This is a genomic window from Desulfitispora alkaliphila (assembly GCF_050433185.1).
Lineage (GTDB): Bacteria > Bacillota > Desulfitisporia > Desulfitisporales > Desulfitisporaceae > Desulfitispora > Desulfitispora alkaliphila.
Genome location: NZ_JBNPXS010000050.1, coordinates 1 through 17,877, shown reverse-complemented (window position 1 = coordinate 17,877; position 17,877 = coordinate 1). Strand labels below are relative to the sequence as shown.

The following is a 17,877-nucleotide window of genomic DNA, read 5'->3' as shown; positions in this document are numbered from 1 at the left end:
ACTTTCCACTAATACAGACAATCAAATCTTTATTTACATATCCCCTCCTTGCGATGAAACACTCAAAACAGGTAGTATAATTAAGATAACTTTAATTTACTCTATGGAATTTATTACACCATTAGGTCAGAGACTTGGTAATACACCTACTCTCAGATCAGATTACTACACCAGGATAGAGCAACCTCTTTCAGATTAATGTATAAAAACACAAAATCTCCTGTGAATTCACAGGGGATTTTTGTGTTAGCTCTAATTAAGCATTTATATCCTAATTTATTACTCCACTAATAAAAATGTTGTTTTAATGGTGTCAAAAGCATGTGGAGCTCTAATATCATAGGAACCGAAGTTCGATGCGTTGTTATTTCTCCAGTAAACTTCATTAGCTATTACAGCTCCGTTAAAAGTATTATTATTCCCATGAAAGGTAAGTACGCCGGGGGTATATAAAATACCATCTATTATACAGTTGTTAGCCCTTATATAAATACCTTCAGTTGCGTACATGCCTATAAGATCAGTTTCTTCATTTGTATAATTTAATCTATTTCCACTAATGTACAAAACACCATCTACCAGCAATTGACCTCTACCAGAAAATTGATTATTTCTTAACTCCAGGTCTCCATCTACATAGATGACACCATTTGGTATAATTGTTGTATTGCTAAAGACTGTTAATGATGAACCATCCCCATATACTTCAGTAGCTTCAGCAGCCATACTATAAAAATCAAACTCTGGGAAGGGAATAATATCTGAATTTGTATCTATTGTTCCTGCAACTAAGCTTAAATCGCCTGAAAAACCTCTACAAGATAAATCACCACCAATATACTGATGTACACCTTTAGCTATAAATCTACCATTAGTGTGTACATTACCGTTTATCTCAAAATTATTCCCTTGAATTTTAAAATCGTTTGTACTGCCAACAAAAAAGGAGTAATTAAGAGGTTCAAGTGTGACAATAGTTTCAACTGTTTGCTTAGCCTCGGCTACCGCCCGTACAGTTATAACATGTTCATCAAAACCAATGATTTTTAGAAAAGCAAAGTCTACACTATTACTACCAATAACTTCTAGCGCTAAGTTGTTTCCATTGTATGGATAAGTCACTGCTACTTCGCTTTCGTCTAGACCATTTTTTTTTGCAAAGTTTAGAGCTGTACTTTTGACTTGTTTTTTACTATCTACAACTTCTTGAACAGCAGCCATTGCTGCAAAATCTACAGCATTTTGCATATGATTTTTGTTATAAAATATTATAGCCAAATCTAAAGTTAAACCCACCAGTACTAATAAAATAGGTAACAGAAGAGTAAACAGAATTGCTATGACACCTTTTTGATTATTAAAGAAGTATTTAAACACCCGAATCAACTCCTGTTTGATAGCTTTTATCTTTACTGCAATATATTCTATAGGGTTATTTTTTGATATGGGTTGAATGCTGATTTTATTGGTTCATGCTCCAAACCAACTATTAGAAGACTGGGGTGTCCGTTTAATAAAATAAATTTATATGTGGTCAATTACTTTTCTTAGGTTACTAACCAAGTAATTTACTGTAAAATAAAGATAGCTACACGATTATACAGGGAGGGGAAAAAGTGGCCACAGAATTAATAGTAGCGAAAAATCTAAAGAAAAAATATCAGATGGGGGAAGTTAATGTTTACGCTCTAAAAGGTGTGGATTTCACCTTGTATGAAGGAGAGCTGGTTGTTGTTCTAGGACAAAGTGGTTCTGGTAAAAGCACCTTAGTTAATATAATTGGTGGAATGGATCAAGCTAGCGAAGGAGAGCTTTACTTCAAAGGGGAAAACCTTCATGAGGCTAAAGAAGCCGAGCTCACTCAATACCGGCGTAACCAGGTGGGTTTTATCTTTCAGTTCTATAACTTAATGCCCAACCTAACAGCTTACGAGAATATAAATTTGTCAGTGCAAATAGCCAAAGATCCCTTAGATCCCCAGGAACTTTTATCTCAAGTTGGTCTGACTGAACGTGGAGATCATTTTCCTTCCCAGTTGTCAGGAGGAGAGCAGCAGAGAGTGGCTATAGCCAGAGCTTTGGCTAAGAACCCCAGGATCCTTCTATGCGATGAGCCCACTGGAGCCTTGGACTTACCTACAGGACAGCAAGTACTGAGAATACTTCAAAATTTTTGTAGGGACTATAAAAAAACAGTGGTTATAATTACACACAATTCTAATATAAGCCAAATGGCAGATCGAGTGGTTTACTTAAAGGATGGACTAGTGGAGTGGGTCAGGGAAAACAAAGAGCCGGTTCCACCAGAGCAGGTGAGTTGGTAATGCTCTGGAAAAAGTTACTTCGTGATATATTAAGTAACAAAGGATCTTACATTGCCTGCTTGGTTCTTGTTGTGATAGGACTTATGGTCTTTACTTCCTTTTCTATAGCCAATAAAAATCTTCATTTGGCAAAAACAACGTTGTATGAAGAACAAAATTTTGCTGATGGATTTATTGAACTGGGATCTATGCCCCAAGGAAATGTGGAAAGACTTGCCCAACTCGATGGAATAGCCCAAGTCAACGGCAGATTAGTAAAAGAAGTTCGGGTAAATGATCCTGAAAATGATGACAGTGTTTATTTGCTTTTAGTCTCTTATGACTTATCCGAGGCTGAAAGAATCAACGGTGTCAGTTTACCCCAAGGGGGAGAAATAAGAGATGGCCAGTCCAATGCTTGGTTAGATATGGCCTTTGTTGACGCCCATGAATTGGAACGAGGAGATAGAATTGAGATTATCACAAATGGTACTGCTAGAGAAATAATCTTTGACGGAGTAGCCTTGAGTCCTGAGTTTGTGTACTTATTAAGATCAGAAACTGAGTTATACCCCAATCCAAGCCAGTATGGTGTTGTGTTTTTGCCATTACAAACCATGTGGAGCTTTTTCCCCGAAATGCAAGGTAGAGTAAATGACCTGGTGTTTACCTTGGAAGAAGGGGCTAGCTATGATAGAGTAGAAGAAATGTTGGAGCTGGAGTTGGAGAGGTATGGACTGACAACGATTTATCCACGAGAAGATCAAACTAGTCACTTTATTTTAATAGAGGAAATTGAAGTCATTGAGTCTCTAGCTACTTTTTTTCCAATCATGATACTCTCTATTGCCAGCTTTATTATTTATATTGTACTAAAACGTCTTGTGGAGCAACAGAGGACTCAGATTGGAATCTTAAAAGCTTTTGGCTACACTAACCGGGAAATCTTACTACATTACCTTTCCTACTCTCTAGTATTAGCAATATTAGGAGGAGTAGTAGGGGGTCTTTTGGGAATGTGGTTAGCCAATCCATTAACCAGTATGCTATATGACTTTTTTTATCTCCCCGAAATATATGAAGGTTTTTCACTAACTTATTTGATCTTAGGAATAATATTATGCTTAATAGTCTTAGGCTTTGCTGGATATCAAGGCTGTAAGCAAGTCCTAAATCTAAAGCCTGCGGAAGCCATGCGTCCCCCAGCTCCTGTATCTGGGAAGAAAAACTTATTAGAAAGACTTAGATTTTTCTCTGAAATGTTAACAGTTCAAGGGAAAATGGCAGTGAGAAATCTGGGCAGAAGCCGCAGTAGAAGTTTCTTCATGTTCTTTGGCATTATGATTAGTTGCGCCATTATAGCGTTCACTTGGTCTCTTTCCACGGAAGCTATGCCCAAGTTTATGTTCTATCAGCATGAAGAAGTTGAAACCTATGATGCCAGAATAACTTTAGCTAGTCCTATTGCTCGGGAAGCAGTACTGCAAGAATTAGAGTCCTATCCAGAAGTAACTAAAGCAGAGCCTATTGCTCAAGTGCCAATTACAATATTCCATCAGTGGCGAGAAGAGCAAGTAGTGCTACTGGGGTTAACTCAAGAGGGAAGACTTTACAACATTCTTGATTCTAATGGCAATCGGGTGTTGCCTTCACAGGAAGGATTAATTCTCTCAGAAAGGTTAGCAGAAAATTTAGGTCTGCAGGTAGGCAGTACTGTAGAGATAGAAAGTCCTTTTATGCGAAATAGCAAAGAGCGGGTAGAAGTTGATGTAATAGAAATCATTCCCCAGTATATCGGGATGAATGCTTACATGGACCTTTCTAGGGTCGAAGAGATATTAGGTCAAGGTGCTTTTGCCACATCAGTGTTAGTTCTTATGAATAATGATCGTGAAGCAGTTACTGCTCTGCGTGATCGCTATCAAGAAAGTGAAGTAGTCACAGGAGTGGATGGTAGACATGAAATGTTGAGACTGGCTAGTGAAAACTGGGAGACTTATGGTGGCATAATGCATCTTTTTGTAGGTATCGGGGTGATATTTAGTTTTTCTATAATTTATATCTCCAGCTTTATTATCTTGTCAGAGCGAAATAGAGAGTTGGCATCCATGCGAGTTCTTGGGATGACTTCTCAAGAGGTATTGTCCGTAATTACCTTTGAACAATGGTTTCTCAGTTTTTTTGCCCTAATTGCAAGTATTCCTACTGCTAAATTAATTCAGACAGGTTTTGCCAGTGAGTGGAGTACTGACATGTATACTATGCCTGCTGAGATGTCGTTTCAATCGTTAGTTATGGGCGTATTAATAACAGTATTGTCAATTTGGGTAGCCCAACGCTTTGCATTAAGGAAAGTTAAAAAACTAGATCTGGTAGAAGTATTGAAGTCTAGAGAATAGGAGGGGGGATGAGGAAATGAAGAAAAAGTGGAAGATGATATTTGGCGCCCTAGCAGGTGTTTTATTGCTAATTGTTATAGTGAACCAGGCTTTGCAGGGGGTTGAAGTGGAGGTGCAGGAAGTAGTGCCTGGTAACATCACTAGAAGCTTCACAGAAGAAGGAGTTGTGACAGCTCAAAATGAACATACAGTTCACTCACTAGTTAGAGGACGGGTGGACTCTCTACCTGTAGCAGAAGGTGAGTGGGTAGAGCAGGGTGACTTACTGATTACTTTAGAAGATGATGAATTGAGATTTGCCTTAGCCCAGCTAGACGCACAATTAGAAGGATTGAAGGGGGAGGCAATGCAGCTAACAACAGAGCCTGGAATTGCTGAAGTCGAAAGTTTGGAGATAGGAATAAAGCAGGCAAAGCGAAATCTTAACTCTATAAAAAATAACTATCAAAGAATAGAGTACCTTTTTGAACAAGGAATAGCCACTAAAGTAGAGTTAGAGGAATCAGAAAATCTACTTAAGGAAGCTCAATACGGCTTAGAGATACAGGAAAAAGCCTTAACTGCATTGTACGAAGCTCATGATCCACCAGCTGGAAGCAAGGAGATTATTGCGGCACAGCGAAAAGCATTGCTAACTCAAAAGGATTTAATAAATCATCAAATGAAAAACTACAGAGTGTACGCCCCTATTTCAGGAGTGGTAACCAATCTAAATGTGGAATCGAAGGGCATAACCGGACCTGAGACTCCTATGATGATCATTTTAAATCAAGATGAGTATAGTGTAGAAACAGGAGTTTTAACTAGGGATATCTACGACATAGCTTTAGGTATGACTGTAGGTTTAACTCTTGAGTTGAGAAGCAGTGACATTGAATTTACTGGGGAAGTGATTGAAATCGCACCTTATGCAGAAGCAAGTCTTTCACCCCTTGGTTTAGAGGAAGAGAGGATTAGAGTAACTATTGCACCAAATCTTCCTGAGGATTTGAAAATAGGGCCGGGTTATAAACTAAGTATAGAGTTTATTACAGAAGAGCAGCGGGACAAATTAATTGTACCTAAATCGGTAGTATTCACATATGGTGGAGAGGATGCTCTATTTGTAGTAGAAGGTGAAAGGGCAGTTGTGAGAAAGGTAGAGACAGGCTTTGAGACAAGACGGGAAGTAGTTATTACCAGCGGCTTGGAAGAAGGTGACTTGGTAATATTAGATCCACAAGCAGACGGGCTTTCAGATGGAGGCAGAATTTCATATTCTATTAATCAGAGATGACTTTTAAAAAAAATTAAGGCCAGGTTATTTCACCGACCTTAATTTTTTTTAAGTTAGAATAGATTGCTGAAAAACGATCCTATTGCTCGAAACATTCGAACGAATATATTTGCTCGTTTCATATCTTCTGCAGCTACTAGCTCTATTGAGCTAAGTACTTCTCCATCTAATTTGATATCAAGTGTTGTAATAGGTGTACCAGCAGTTACTGGTGCTTTGAGAGCTTCACTCTCTAATACTACAAACTCTAAGTCACCTTCGCGGCCAGTAGGGATAAACATTGAGATTTGATCTTGTACAGAGATGGGTAGTACATGCTGTCTGCCATCTGCGATTGCAACCTCACCCATTATTTGGTTTGCTTGAACAATGTCCCTTAGCTGAAAATTATAAAAGCCGTGATCTAAAAGCTCGCGAGAAGCAGTTAGCCTTGCTTGGTCACTAGCTGTATTCAAAACTACTGAAATTAATCTTTTTTCATTTTGTTCAGCAGTGCCCACTAGACAATAGCCAGCTTCTGAGGTCCATCCTGTCTTTAATCCGTCCGCACCAGGGTAACGACCTAATAGCGGATTGCGGTTGTATTGCCTTATATCGTTATAAGTAAATTCCTGCATAGACTCTAACTCTAAAATTTTTGGAAATGTTGTAATAAGGTACTGAGCCATAGTAGCTATATCCCGAGCACTCATTTCATGTCCAGGTGCAGGTAAACCTGTTGAGTTCTGGAACCGGCTATTAGTCAACCCTAACTCAGTAGCCCTCTGATTCATAACATTAGTAAAGGCAGCCTCACTACCGTAAAGGTGTTCAGCTACTGCCACGCAAGCATCATTTGCGGATACAACTGAAATTCCAGTAATCAAATCTCCAAAGGTCACTTCCTGACCAATTTCCAAAAACATTTGGGAACCACCCATGCTCCAGGCTTCTTCAGAAATAGTTACTTTGTCATCCCAATCAACCTCTCCACTTTCTAGTGCCTCAAAGGCCACTATAAGTGTCATTAATTTTGTAATACTAGCTGGTGGGATTGGTGAATCAGCATTTTTTTGAAAGAGCATCTGTCCTGTAGATGCCTCCATAATAACGGCTGAATCAGCTGATACATCAAAATCTGTGTTAGCAAGTGCAGTTTGTCCAGTAAATAATAGAAGAATTAAAACAAGAATACCTATTATTCCTTTTCTTTTAATCATTAATATTTTCTCTCCCCCCCATAATTAAATAACCCGATAAATACCCTTTTCTATGTTATCTCAAAAAAGTATTTCTGTCATTATAAAATTATGGGAACAGAGTACTAAAGAGCTTGATACATAGCTTTAATTTCTGCTTTAGTAACAGCTGCAGGGTGATTAGCTAGCTTACTCTGATTAGATACCATTCCTAGAGCAAACTCTTCCATTTCTTCTTCTGATAAATTCACCTTCTCACCTAATAACTCCATTAGAAATTCGTTTAGCATTTCTAAATCGTTCATCTTTAGTAAGTTTAAGATGTTTTGTATCTTTTCTTTATTAGGATGCAAATTTAAATAAGGTACCATTAAAACGCCATTAGCCTTTCCATGTGGTATTCCTTTGAAGTATGTTAGGTGATAACCCATACCGTGGGGAAGAGAGGTTCCTGTTTGGGCAATTACCATTCCACCAATGGTAGAAGCCATGATTAATCTTTGCCAATCTGCACCTGTTAAAGATAGCTGCCTTATTCCTTGAATAGCTTCACCCCAGATCTTTAGACCTTGTTCTGCTAAAAGGTCACTTAATAAATTTGCTTTTACAGTTAAATAGCCTTCTACTAAGTGGGAAAGTGCATCTACTGCTGTGTGAAGTAGCACATGTTCAGGCATTGTTTTAAAGTATTGTGGATCTAAAATAGCTACTTCAGGAAAAACCTTAGAACTAAAGTTACGCTTAGTTTTTTGCTCATAATCTGTTAGAATGGCATAGGGAGTAGTTTCTGTTCCCGTACCAGCTGTTGTTGGTATGGCAATAAGGGGAATAGATTCTAACTGTTTTTTTAAAAACAAATCTTCCTTTGTAGCCTCAGGGTTTTTTATCAATACTCCTATGGCTTTTGCAGCGTCAATTGGTGATCCGCCACCGATACCAATAATCATGTTTACATTTTCACTGATGCCGATGCGGCTAGCCTTTTCTACAGTTTTCACAGAAGGATTTTCTTCTACTTCATCAAACAAAAAATAGGGAATGTTTGCTTGCTCTAGTGCCTCAGTTACATGGTCTAAAGAGCCGTTCTTCTTTGCAGAAGTCTTACCTGTAACAATTAAAGCTTTATTACCATATTGTTTAAATAGATTTGAGTTGTTTAATACCATATTTTCCCCATACAAAATTTTAGTTGGCATAAAGTATTGGATATGTTCCATGTACATCCTCCTCAAATAAACATTTTATGATATTGTACCACATTTAAGAAAAATTACAGAACCTAAAGCATAATAAGCAATAAAGGAAATGTTCAAAATTTGTCGAAATGGCAAGAATACTCACATTCTTATGCACACTTAAATATAATCACAGGAGTTGAAAGCATGAAAAAAATTGACAGATGCAAGGCTTTGCACTTTATAGGCAAAGGGTTATTAGTATATATAGCATATGCTTTTATTACAGGAGTTTTATTTTTTGCTATCCCAGTACCAAATGACACTGGGTATAGTGAGATAGTCAATCCAGACAGATTTTATGCTGAGGAACAAGGGCCAGATCATGTAGTGTTACTTGAGGATAGTTATCTAGCTGGTTTAGCCAGAATAAATATTATAGAAAATGCACAGGAGACTATTGATGTAGCCTATTACACAATTTGGAGAGACACTACCGCCAAAGTCTTTTTTGGTGCACTCATTGAGGCTGCAGACAGGGGTGTAAAAGTACGGGTTCTCCTCGATGGCATATTCCATAATCTCACAGGTGACCTTCAGGATATGCGTTATGCAATGTTAGTGCATGAAAATATTGAACTGAAATTTTATGAGCCACTAAATTTATTGATGCCTTGGACATTTAATAATCGGCTTCATGATAAATACATAGTAGTTGACGAAGACATTGCAATGATTGGGGGAAGAAATATCGGAGATCGATATTTTTTTGCAGAGCCCGAAAATATGGTCAGTGACCGAGATGTATTAATTCTGAATGAAAAACAGAATGGGGGAGAACAAGAGAGTGTAGTTTTTGATATGAATGATTACTTTGAAGCACAATGGGAGCACAAATATTCAAAGTACCCAAGGCGACAGGTTAATGAAAGGGCTATGGATAAAGCCGAGGCGGCGAGGGTAGAGAGTGACAGATTTATGGAACTAGCGCGAGCAAAAAATCCACAATACTTTGACAGTAATATTGACTGGTTATCCATGGCAGTTCCCACACGAAAAATCAGCTTCATTCATAACCCTATGGATCGCATGAGCAAAGAGCCCTGGGTTCTAATGGAGATAGCTGCTCTTATGGAAAAAGCTAATGAGTCGATCTTTATCCAGAGTCCCTATGTAGTACCAACTAGAGCAATGTTAAGATATCTGCCATTAGAGAACTTAGAAGCGAGCAGTATTATTCTCACTAATTCTCCGGCATCTAATCCTAATGTATTTGCCACGGCAGGTTATTTAAACAATAAAGGAAACGTAAAAAAGTTTGCTGATATGCTATTTGAATATAGCGGGAATGGCTCACTTCACGCTAAAACCTACGTAATAGATGAGCGTATTAGTGTAGTTGGATCCTATAATGTGGATGCTAGAAGTACTTTTTTAAGTACTGAAAGCATGGTTGTCATAGATAGTCCTGAGTTTGCTAGCGTATTAAAAGAGGAGGTTCTTGACCTCATTGAAAAAAGTTCTACTCCAAAGGAACTCTCTTTTGGTAAAAAGGTACTATTAGGAGTTACAAGAGTTTTAGTATACTTTTTTGGTTTTATGCTTTAAGTAAAACGGGAAGTGATTCTTAACCTTTAGTGTGTTATAATGTAGAAAAAAAAAGGAAGGTACTATAGCATATTATGGCTGAAGAAAATATTACTAGACTAGAACTAAACGGAAAAGAGCTTATACTTATCGGGACTGCCCATGTATCCAAGCAAAGTGCAGAGCAAGTAAAAGAAGTTATTGAAGCGGAAAAGCCAGATTCAGTTTGTGTGGAATTAGATACGCAGAGATATCAAGCGATTATGTCTGGAAACCGATATAAAGAAATGGACATTTTTAAAATTATAAAAGAAAAAAAAGCAGGCTTCTTTTTAATGAACCTATTAATATCTTCTTATCAAAAGCGACTGGCTAAACAATTTGGAATTAAGCCTGGCCAAGAAATGATTCAGGGAATAGAATCGGCTAAAGAAGTAGGTGCTGACTTAGTATTAGCAGATCGCAATATTCAGGTTACATTTTCTCGTATTTGGCATGGAATTGGGCTTTGGGGTAAACTCCAGCTGATGGTACAGATATTGATGAGCTTTTTCAACAATGAAGAGATTGAAGAAGAAGAATTGGAGAAAATGAAATCTCAGGACATGCTTAACTCAATGCTGGATGACTTTAGTAAAGCTTTTCCCAAGCTAAAAGTTCCTTTAATTGATGAGCGGGACCAATATCTAGCCCAGAAAATAAAGGATGCTCCTGGGGAAAAGATAGTGGCAGTTTTAGGTGCTGCCCATGTGCCTGGAATTAAGACAGAGATATACAAAGATCACGATTTAAAAGCTTTGGCAAAAACACCTCAAAAGGCTAAAAGACCTAAAATTATTCCCTGGTTAATTCCCATAATTGTTTTAAGTATTATTGGGTACACATTTTATGTCAATCGCGCTGTGGCATTGGAGCAGACTTTAACCTGGGTGTTGTGGAATGGTTCTCTTTCAGCCTTAGGGGTTTTATTGGCCTTTGGTCATCCGTTAACAATTCTTACTGCCTTTTTAGTGTCACCATTAAGTTCACTTAATCCACTATTGGCTGCGGGGTGGTTTGCAGGTTTTGTTGAGGCATTTATACGTCGACCTAATGTGCGAGACTTTGAAAATGTCTCTGAAGATATCTATAGCTTTAAAGGGTTATGGAGCAATAAAGTAACACGGATTTTACTGGTAGTGGTATTCGCTAATTTAGGTAGTACCCTAGGTGCAGTAATTGGTGGTACTGAAGTAGTTCGCTTATTTTTGAGAACAATAGGTGGTTAGTAAAGGGGATTTCATATGCGCAAAAGTGCTTGGTTAATTATTTTTTTGTTGATTGGAATGCTTTACTTTCTATCTTCAATACCAGGACTGCGTGTTTTGCCGGTTTTGGGCTGGTTTCACTCTTTTTTAATGAACTTTGATCACTTATTCGTCTGGGTTTCCCAAAGAATAGCCGATCAATTACCATTAGATTACAGTCAGTTAAGCCACATGGATACTCTCACAAGAGATGTAATGGCCTATACCCGTGAAAATCCAATAATAATTGAGTTCTTTCTCAGGAAAATGGCTCATGTAATTGTCTTTTTTGTGATTACTATTGCCCTGTTCTTTCTTTTATATCAATACATTCGATCTTCAGCTTTAGCTGTTCTCTTGGCTTTTATAGGTGGCTTCTTGCTAGCAGTGCTGGATGAATACCACCAGAGTTTAGTAGATGGTAGAGTGGGAAGTGCTATGGATGTAGTTATTGACATGATTGGAGTTACCCTAGCAACTCTATTAATCATTTTTTCCCTGATATTGACCGCTAGCGGTCGCAAGAAAAGAGAAAAAACAGAAGGCACTAATAATAGAAGGGGAGGAGAGAAGTTAGGTGGAAATTAATGAAATGCTTATTGAATATTTTATCGACTATGGGCCAAGGGTCTTGGGAGCAATCGCGTTACTCTTCTTTGGATTTTCGGTTATTAAATGGATTTTGAGTTTCGTTGACAAGCTCTTAAATAAACAGGACTTTGATCCATCTATGCAGTCTTTCGTAAAAGCTGTTTGTAGCTTTACTCTAAAAGTAGTGTTATTAATTACTTTTGCTAGCTTGATAGGAATTCCTATGACCACTTTTATCGCGATCTTAGGTGCTGCTGGTCTGGCTATAGGTTTTGCCCTGCGAGACAGTTTAGCTAATTTTGCTGGTGGAATATTAATTATGAGCTTTCGTCCCTTTGGAGTAGGGGATTTTATTGAGGCCCAAGGGCAAATGGGAACTGTAAAGGAAATACAGTTACTGTATACCCATATAAATACGCCCGATAATAAGAGGGTAGTATTGCCTAATGGGGATTTAGCCAATTCTCAAGTAGTCAACTTTTCTACAGAAGATACACGTAGGGTTGATTTGGTTTTTGGCATTGGCTATGAGAGCGATGTTTTGAAAGCAAAAGAAATTTTGACTAGATTAGCAACAACTCATCCACTAGGCTTGAAGGATCCAGAGCCTTTGATTAGAGTATCAGAACACGGAGACAGTGCCATTAACTTTAACGTGCGACTTTGGTGTGATAGCGCTAATTATTGGGCAATATACTACGATTTACACGAACAGGTACTGCTGGAATTTCAAAAAGAAGACATTAGCATTCCCTTTCCTCAGATGGATGTTCATGTTCACCAGGACAGATAGAAATGCCAATGCCATACCTTTAGTTAATTACTTTATTTTAATTTGATCTTCATTTATATCTACATAAATGGTGTCACCACTCTGGTAACGCCCTTCTAAGATTGCTAGGGATAGAGGGTTTTCAAGATTCTTTTGGATAGTTCGCTTTAATGGTCGTGCTCCATAAACGGGATCATACCCTCTTTCAGCTAGCAATTGTTTTGCCTCTTTGGTTATATACAGATTAAAACCTCTCTTATCTAACCTTTCACTTAATAAATCCAGCTGTAAATCTATTATCCTTATGATGTGTTCCTTATTAAGGGCATGAAAGACAATAGTTTCATCAATTCTGTTCAAAAATTCTGGACGGAAGTGATTTTTCAGCACTTCATTTACTTTTTCCTCTAACTGTGCTTCGTCTTTAATTTGAGTAAAGTATTGACTGCCAAGGTTAGAAGTCAGAATTACTACTGTATTTTTAAAGTTTACCAAGCGCCCTTGACCATCTGTCAATCTACCATCATCTAATAGCTGCAGCAGAATATTGAAAACATCTGAATGGGCCTTTTCGATTTCGTCAAACAAAATTACTGAGTAGGGGCGACGGCGAACTGCTTCTGTAAGCTGTCCTCCCTGGTCATAGCCAACATATCCTGGAGGAGCACCTACCAATCGTGATACTGCATGCTTTTCCATATATTCACTCATATCAAACCTAATCATAGCTTTCTCGTCATTAAATAAAAGGTGGGCCAAGGCTTTTGTTAGCTCAGTCTTACCTACACCAGTAGGGCCAAGGAATATAAAGCTTCCTTGGGGTTTATCCGGGTCAGATATTCCCGCTCGGGTGCGTCGAATTGAATCGGCCACAGCTTGTACTGCATGCACTTGCCCCACAACTCTTTTACCCAATAACTCTTCTAGTTTTAGCATCTTTTGTAGTTCCCCTTGGAGCATGCGACTAACTGGAATACCTGTCCACTTAGAAACCACTTGAGCGATATCTTCTTCGTCAACTTCTTCTTTAAGCATTTTATTGTTTTGTTGCCATTCAGTCAATTCCTTGTTTGAAGCTTCTAGATCCTGTTCTAATTGAGGCATAACCCCATATCTTAGACGAGCTAATTCGTCTAAGTTAGATTCTCTTTCGGCAGTAGCTTCTTGAGAACGCACTGTATCCATTTGTTCTTTAATAGAGCGGATTTTTTTTATTAATTCCTTTTCCTTATTCCAGTGAGCTAGTTTAGCAGCACTGTCCTCTTTAAGGTTAGCAATTTCTGCTTGGATTTTTTCAAGTCGCTCTTGGCTTGATGCATCTTTTTCCTGTTTTAAGGCTTGAGCTTCAACCTCAAGCTGACGTAAACGTCGAGTAATAGCATCAATATCAGAGGGCATGCTGTCAATTTCAATCCTCAATTTAGATGCTGCCTCGTCCACCAAGTCGATAGCTTTATCGGGCAAAAAGCGCTCTGTTAAATAGCGGTTTGATAAAGTAGCTGCTGCTACTAAGCTGCTGTCCTTGATGCGCACTCCATGATGAACTTCATATTTTTCTTTAAGACCTCGTAGAATTCCAATAGTATCCTCAACACTAGGTTCTCCCACTAAGACCTGCTGGAAGCGGCGCTCTAAAGCAGTATCCTTTTCGATGTATTTTCTGTACTCATCTAAGGTAGTGGCACCAATACAGCGCAGCTCCCCTCGAGCGAGAGCTGGTTTAAGCATATTAGCTGCATCAACTGCTCCTTCAGCAGCTCCTGCTCCAACTAAAGTGTGTAATTCGTCAATAAATAGCACTATCTGTCCTTGTGAAGAGGCTACGTCTTTTAAGACTGCCTTTAAGCGGTCCTCAAACTCACCCCGGTACTTAGCACCAGCAACTAATGAACCCATATCTAAAACAATTAGGCGCTTGTCCTTAAGGCTTTCGGGCACATCTTCATCAACCATTCTCTGTGCCAATCCTTCTACTATAGCAGTTTTTCCCACACCCGGTTCCCCGATTAAGACTGGATTATTTTTGGTGCGTCTAGACAAGACTTGTATCACCCTGCGGATTTCCTCATCTCTGCCAATTACTGGATCTAGTTTGCCCTGAAGTGCTCGTTCAGTTAAGTCGTAGCCGTATTTTAGGAGAGCCTGATATTTGTCCTCGGGGTTTTGGTCTGTAACCTGTTGGTTGCCTCGGATATCTTGAAGTACTTGAATTACTTTTTCAGCTGTTATCTGATGCTTTGCCAATATTTCAGAGGCTTTGGATTTAATTCGAATAATTCCTAGAAGCAAATGTTCAGTACTTAAATACAAATCGTTAAGCTTACTAGCTTCCTTCCAGCCTTCATTTATCACTGTTCGGAGTTCCTGACTGAGGTAAACATCTCCCGCAGCACCATAAACCTTAGGGCTTTTTGTAAGGGAATTATCTAGTTCACTAGTGACGGTAGCAACACTGACTTCTAGGCCCTGGAACACTTTGGGCACTACACCTTCGTGCTGTTTCAAGAGGGATAGCAATAGGTGTTCTGGTTTTATTTCCTGATGGTCGTACTGCAGAGCTAGTTCCTGTCCTAGTTGCAATGCCTCTTGAGATTTGGTTGTCAATTTATCAAGTCGCATTATAACACTTCCCTTCTTATTGTTATTAAAACTCCTCTAGTTCTCCTAGTCGTTCTTTTAATTCTAAGATAATTTTAACCCCAGCTAGATTAACTCCCTTTTCCTGAGTGAGGTAGCGAATATAGGTTACTTTTTTAATATCCTTGTCACAGTAAAGTCTAATATTTCCCTGAGTTCGCGTGGGAGAAATTAAACCCTCTGCTTCGTAAATTCTCAAGGTTCTGGGGTGTACGTTAGCCAAGCGAGCGGCTACACTGATAATATATAATCCACTATTACTGTAGCTCATAAAATCCTCCTAATTTAATGTAAAGGCTGAAGTTAATTATAATATATAACTTAACAATACCATTGTCAACATACTTGTAAACAATACCGCCTTGTCTTTTAATTAATTATATCTTAAAATGAGACGTAGATATAATTTAAGTGGAGGGAGAGATCAATGAAACTAAATCCGATACAACAAGGTTTTTATGGTGGTTTAATTTTTGCAATAGGGTATACTTCGTATAGATATTTTGTCCATGGCGAGCTTAATTTTGCAGGAGTATTTGCAGGATTTATCTGGTTCTTATTTTCAGTAATTTTTAACTTTCGTCGGGTAAAAAATAGGAAAGATTAGCAAAAGGTTAAGATATAGATGGTTAGGGGGAGACGCAATAGTGGAAATAAAAATGATTTCGTGGAATGTAAATGGCATTCGAGCTGCTATAAAGAAGGGTTTTATAGATTTTTTTAACCAGGAAAATGCTGATATATTTTGTATTCAGGAAACAAAACTGCAAGCAGGTCAGCTTGACCTTGAATTAAATGGATACTACCAATACTGGAATTATGCAATAAAAAAAGGCTACTCAGGCACCGCTGTATTTACCAACGTAGAGCCTCAAACTGTAAAGTATGGAATGGGTATAGATGATCATGATCAAGAAGGTAGGGTTATTACTTTAGAATTCGAACAGTTCTACTTGGTTAATGTCTATACGCCCAACTCCCAAAGAAATTTAGTCAGAATAGATTATAGAATGAAGTGGGAAGATGATTTTAGGAAATACCTATTGGAGTTAGATAAGATCAAACCGATTATTGTGTGTGGTGATTTTAATGTGGCACACAAAGAAATTGATTTAAAGAATCCAACTTCTAATAGAAAAAATGCTGGTTTTTCTGATGAAGAGAGAGGCAAGCTTTCTCAATTGTTAAGTGAGGGTTTTATAGACACCTTTAGATATTTTTATCCTCAAAAAGAAGATGCCTATACTTGGTGGTCTTATATGAGACAAGCTAGAGAGCGGAACATAGGTTGGAGAATTGACTATTTTTTAGTTTCCAATAAATTAGAGGCTACTCTTAAAGATGCAAAAATCCACAATGATATTTATGGTAGTGATCACTGTCCCATTGAACTAAAAGTAAGTTTTTAAAGTATTATTTGTTTCATGGGCAATCACATTTCTTTTTTATGGCTAGGCATAGGTGACATAAAAAACTTTTTTCTGGCTCTAATGGCAGCTGTTGATAGCGTGTCCATAGGACAAATTTGACACCAAATTCTTGGCTGAAAAGCTATCCCTAATATTGTACCAATTATAGTTGTAAGTAAAATAATTCGCACAAAAACTAAGCCAATCTGGCTAATGTTACCTTCAGCCCGAATTACTCCAAGTGTAAAGTTTCCTAACAGGAATACTACTACAAAGGCTTTAAAATATGGGGAGCTAAACAGCTTAGGGATTTTACCTTTAGTGCTGTAGCGTTTCAGGACAAAAGTTCCCGCACCAAATTCGCTTACCTGTAATTAAACCAACTACTACTGGTGCAAGCATACAAATAAGCGCTATAACACCAATTAAAGGATATATTAGACCAATAGATAGAAAGAGAATAAAGCCAATCCATAAATAGTCAGCAGGTTTGAATTTATTAGCCACAATAACACCTCGCATACTTTCTATTTGCTTTTACATAGTATTAACTCAATATATGGTGACTATGTATGATTTGTGTTTGAAGGAAGTGATTATAATAAGATTAGATTTTGATTTTTATAAGCAGGATGCATTAACCGTTGCGAAAGCTTTACTGGGCAAGGTATTAGTGCGAAACTTAAATGGTGTGGAAATTTCAGGAAAAATAGTGGAAACGGAAGCTTATATAGGACCAGAAGACAAAGGTTGTCATGCTTACCAGAGTAAGCGAACTAAGCGTACAGAAGCTATGTTTAACAATGGTGGTCATGCATATGTTTACTTAATATATGGAATGTATTATTGTTTTAATGTTGTTACTAATGTTTTAGAAAAGCCTGAAGCTGTTTTAGTTAGAGCAGTTGAACCGGTGGCGGGTATAGATATTATTAAAGAAAATAGAAAAATTAAAAGCAACAAGTTAGAAAACCTGACCAATGGACCTGGGAAACTCTGTAAAGCAATGAAAATTGATAAAAATTTTAACAACTATAATTTAATTAAAGGCGAAGACCTATTTATTCGCAATTATGGCAGCAATCAAAATCTAGACATAGTTACTGCTAAACGAATTAATATTGATTACGCGGAAGAATACAAGGATAAACCGTGGCGATTTTATCTTAAGAAAAATTCATACGTATCAAAAGTGTAAAGGTGATTAAGTCTGAAATAAGTAGCTAGAGCCACCTGAAAATTAAATGAGCATAGCAAACAAGCC

The 17,877-nt window shown here is 37.9% G+C and carries 17 protein-coding genes; 11 read left to right on the top strand and 6 right to left on the bottom strand.

Annotation, left to right across the window (positions count from 1 at the left end):
* Window positions 1-199, top strand: a 199-nt coding sequence (locus tag GGQ84_RS13855; protein WP_429163406.1) for a hypothetical protein, incomplete at its 5' end; no start/stop codon positions are given.
* 80 nt (window positions 200-279) lie between these two features.
* On the opposite strand, the gene GGQ84_RS13850 is transcribed toward GGQ84_RS13855, so the two are convergent.
* Window positions 280-1,377: a TadE/TadG family type IV pilus assembly protein gene (locus GGQ84_RS13850; RefSeq protein ID WP_429163405.1), complete on the bottom strand. Its 1,098-nt coding sequence runs from the start codon at window positions 1,375-1,377 to the stop codon at window positions 280-282.
* Between the two features lie 287 nt (window positions 1,378-1,664).
* On the opposite strand from GGQ84_RS13850, the gene GGQ84_RS13845 reads away from it, so the two are divergent.
* From GGQ84_RS13845 to GGQ84_RS13835, 3 genes are read left to right on the top strand one after another with little or no spacing between them, the layout of a single operon-like run.
* Window positions 1,665-2,324 carry an ABC transporter ATP-binding protein gene (locus GGQ84_RS13845; protein ID WP_429163408.1) on the top strand — a complete coding sequence of 220 codons (660 nt, stop codon included), beginning with the start codon at window positions 1,665-1,667 and terminating at the stop codon, window positions 2,322-2,324.
* A complete protein-coding gene (locus GGQ84_RS13840) occupies window positions 2,273-4,702 on the top strand; it encodes an ABC transporter permease (RefSeq protein WP_429163404.1) in 2,430 nt (809 codons plus the stop codon). Before GGQ84_RS13845 ends, GGQ84_RS13840 begins: the two co-directional genes overlap by 52 nt.
* A gap of 16 nt (window positions 4,703-4,718) precedes the next feature.
* A complete protein-coding gene (locus GGQ84_RS13835; protein WP_429163403.1) occupies window positions 4,719-5,978 on the top strand; it encodes an efflux RND transporter periplasmic adaptor subunit in 1,260 nt (419 codons plus the stop codon).
* Between the two features lie 53 nt (window positions 5,979-6,031).
* On the opposite strand, the gene GGQ84_RS13830 is transcribed toward GGQ84_RS13835, so the two are convergent.
* The gene (locus GGQ84_RS13830) at window positions 6,032-7,177 is read right to left on the bottom strand and encodes a D-alanyl-D-alanine carboxypeptidase family protein (RefSeq protein ID WP_429163402.1); all 1,146 of its coding nucleotides are present in this window, start codon (window positions 7,175-7,177) and stop codon (window positions 6,032-6,034) included.
* 104 nt (window positions 7,178-7,281) lie between these two features.
* Window positions 7,282-8,373 (bottom strand): iron-containing alcohol dehydrogenase family protein, encoded by a 1,092-nt coding sequence (locus GGQ84_RS13825; RefSeq protein WP_429163401.1) that lies wholly within the window; start codon window positions 8,371-8,373, stop codon window positions 7,282-7,284.
* A gap of 165 nt (window positions 8,374-8,538) precedes the next feature.
* Between GGQ84_RS13825 and GGQ84_RS13820 the strand changes: the two genes are divergently transcribed.
* The 4 genes from GGQ84_RS13820 to GGQ84_RS13805 all read left to right on the top strand — a co-directional run bounded on the left by GGQ84_RS13820 (window position 8,539) and on the right by GGQ84_RS13805 (window position 12,588).
* Window positions 8,539-9,939: a phospholipase D-like domain-containing protein gene (locus GGQ84_RS13820; RefSeq protein ID WP_429163400.1), complete on the top strand. Its 1,401-nt coding sequence runs from the start codon at window positions 8,539-8,541 to the stop codon at window positions 9,937-9,939.
* Between the two features lie 74 nt (window positions 9,940-10,013).
* On the top strand, window positions 10,014-11,186 hold the full coding sequence (locus GGQ84_RS13815; protein ID WP_429163399.1) for a TraB/GumN family protein: 1,173 nt from the start codon (window positions 10,014-10,016) through the stop codon (window positions 11,184-11,186).
* 15 nt (window positions 11,187-11,201) lie between these two features.
* Window positions 11,202-11,792 carry a VanZ family protein gene (locus GGQ84_RS13810; protein ID WP_429163398.1) on the top strand — a complete coding sequence of 197 codons (591 nt, stop codon included), beginning with the start codon at window positions 11,202-11,204 and terminating at the stop codon, window positions 11,790-11,792.
* Window positions 11,782-12,588, top strand: coding sequence for a mechanosensitive ion channel family protein (locus GGQ84_RS13805; protein ID WP_429163397.1), 807 nt, complete (start codon window positions 11,782-11,784; stop codon window positions 12,586-12,588). Before GGQ84_RS13810 ends, GGQ84_RS13805 begins: the two co-directional genes overlap by 11 nt.
* Before the next feature lie 27 nt (window positions 12,589-12,615).
* Here the strand turns inward: GGQ84_RS13805 and clpB are convergent, their stop codons facing one another.
* Window positions 12,616-15,186 carry an ATP-dependent chaperone ClpB gene (clpB, locus tag GGQ84_RS13800; RefSeq protein WP_429163396.1) on the bottom strand — a complete coding sequence of 857 codons (2,571 nt, stop codon included), beginning with the start codon at window positions 15,184-15,186 and terminating at the stop codon, window positions 12,616-12,618.
* A gap of 25 nt (window positions 15,187-15,211) precedes the next feature.
* A complete protein-coding gene (locus GGQ84_RS13795; RefSeq protein ID WP_429163395.1) occupies window positions 15,212-15,475 on the bottom strand; it encodes a MerR family transcriptional regulator in 264 nt (87 codons plus the stop codon).
* A 156-nt stretch (window positions 15,476-15,631) separates the two neighbouring features.
* Here GGQ84_RS13795 and GGQ84_RS13790 point away from each other — a divergent pair, with 156 nt between their 5' ends.
* Both GGQ84_RS13790 and GGQ84_RS13785 read left to right on the top strand, forming a co-directional pair.
* Window positions 15,632-15,811 (top strand): hypothetical protein, encoded by a 180-nt coding sequence (locus GGQ84_RS13790; RefSeq protein ID WP_429163394.1) that lies wholly within the window; start codon window positions 15,632-15,634, stop codon window positions 15,809-15,811.
* Between the two features lie 46 nt (window positions 15,812-15,857).
* A complete protein-coding gene (locus GGQ84_RS13785; RefSeq protein WP_429163407.1) occupies window positions 15,858-16,613 on the top strand; it encodes an exodeoxyribonuclease III in 756 nt (251 codons plus the stop codon).
* Window positions 16,614-16,931: 318 nt separating this feature from the next.
* Here the strand turns inward: GGQ84_RS13785 and GGQ84_RS13780 are convergent, their stop codons facing one another.
* Entirely contained in the window at window positions 16,932-17,120 is a 189-nt protein-coding gene (locus tag GGQ84_RS13780; protein WP_429163393.1) for a 4Fe-4S binding protein, read from the bottom strand.
* Window positions 17,121-17,181: 61 nt separating this feature from the next.
* On the opposite strand from GGQ84_RS13780, the gene GGQ84_RS13775 reads away from it, so the two are divergent.
* The gene (locus tag GGQ84_RS13775) at window positions 17,182-17,811 is read left to right on the top strand and encodes a DNA-3-methyladenine glycosylase (RefSeq protein ID WP_429163392.1); all 630 of its coding nucleotides are present in this window, start codon (window positions 17,182-17,184) and stop codon (window positions 17,809-17,811) included.
* Window positions 17,812-17,877 lie beyond the last annotated feature (66 nt).

Coding starts and splice junctions, on each gene's coding strand:
- GGQ84_RS13845 (WP_429163408.1), top strand. CDS start 1,665: ATGGGGGAAGTTAATGTTTACGCTCTAAAAGGTGTGGATTTCACCTTG.
- GGQ84_RS13835 (WP_429163403.1), top strand. CDS start 4,719: ATGAAGAAAAAGTGGAAGATGATATTTGGCGCCCTAGCAGGTGTTTTA.
- GGQ84_RS13830 (WP_429163402.1), bottom strand. CDS start 7,177: ATGATTAAAAGAAAAGGAATAATAGGTATTCTTGTTTTAATTCTTCTA.
- GGQ84_RS13825 (WP_429163401.1), bottom strand. CDS start 8,373: ATGGAACATATCCAATACTTTATGCCAACTAAAATTTTGTATGGGGAA.
- GGQ84_RS13820 (WP_429163400.1), top strand. CDS start 8,539: ATGAAAAAAATTGACAGATGCAAGGCTTTGCACTTTATAGGCAAAGGG.
- GGQ84_RS13815 (WP_429163399.1), top strand. CDS start 10,014: ATGGCTGAAGAAAATATTACTAGACTAGAACTAAACGGAAAAGAGCTT.
- GGQ84_RS13810 (WP_429163398.1), top strand. CDS start 11,202: ATGCGCAAAAGTGCTTGGTTAATTATTTTTTTGTTGATTGGAATGCTT.
- clpB (WP_429163396.1), bottom strand. CDS start 15,186: ATGCGACTTGATAAATTGACAACCAAATCTCAAGAGGCATTGCAACTA.
- GGQ84_RS13795 (WP_429163395.1), bottom strand. CDS start 15,475: ATGAGCTACAGTAATAGTGGATTATATATTATCAGTGTAGCCGCTCGC.
- GGQ84_RS13790 (WP_429163394.1), top strand. CDS start 15,632: ATGAAACTAAATCCGATACAACAAGGTTTTTATGGTGGTTTAATTTTT.
- GGQ84_RS13775 (WP_429163392.1), top strand. CDS start 17,182: ATGTATGATTTGTGTTTGAAGGAAGTGATTATAATAAGATTAGATTTT.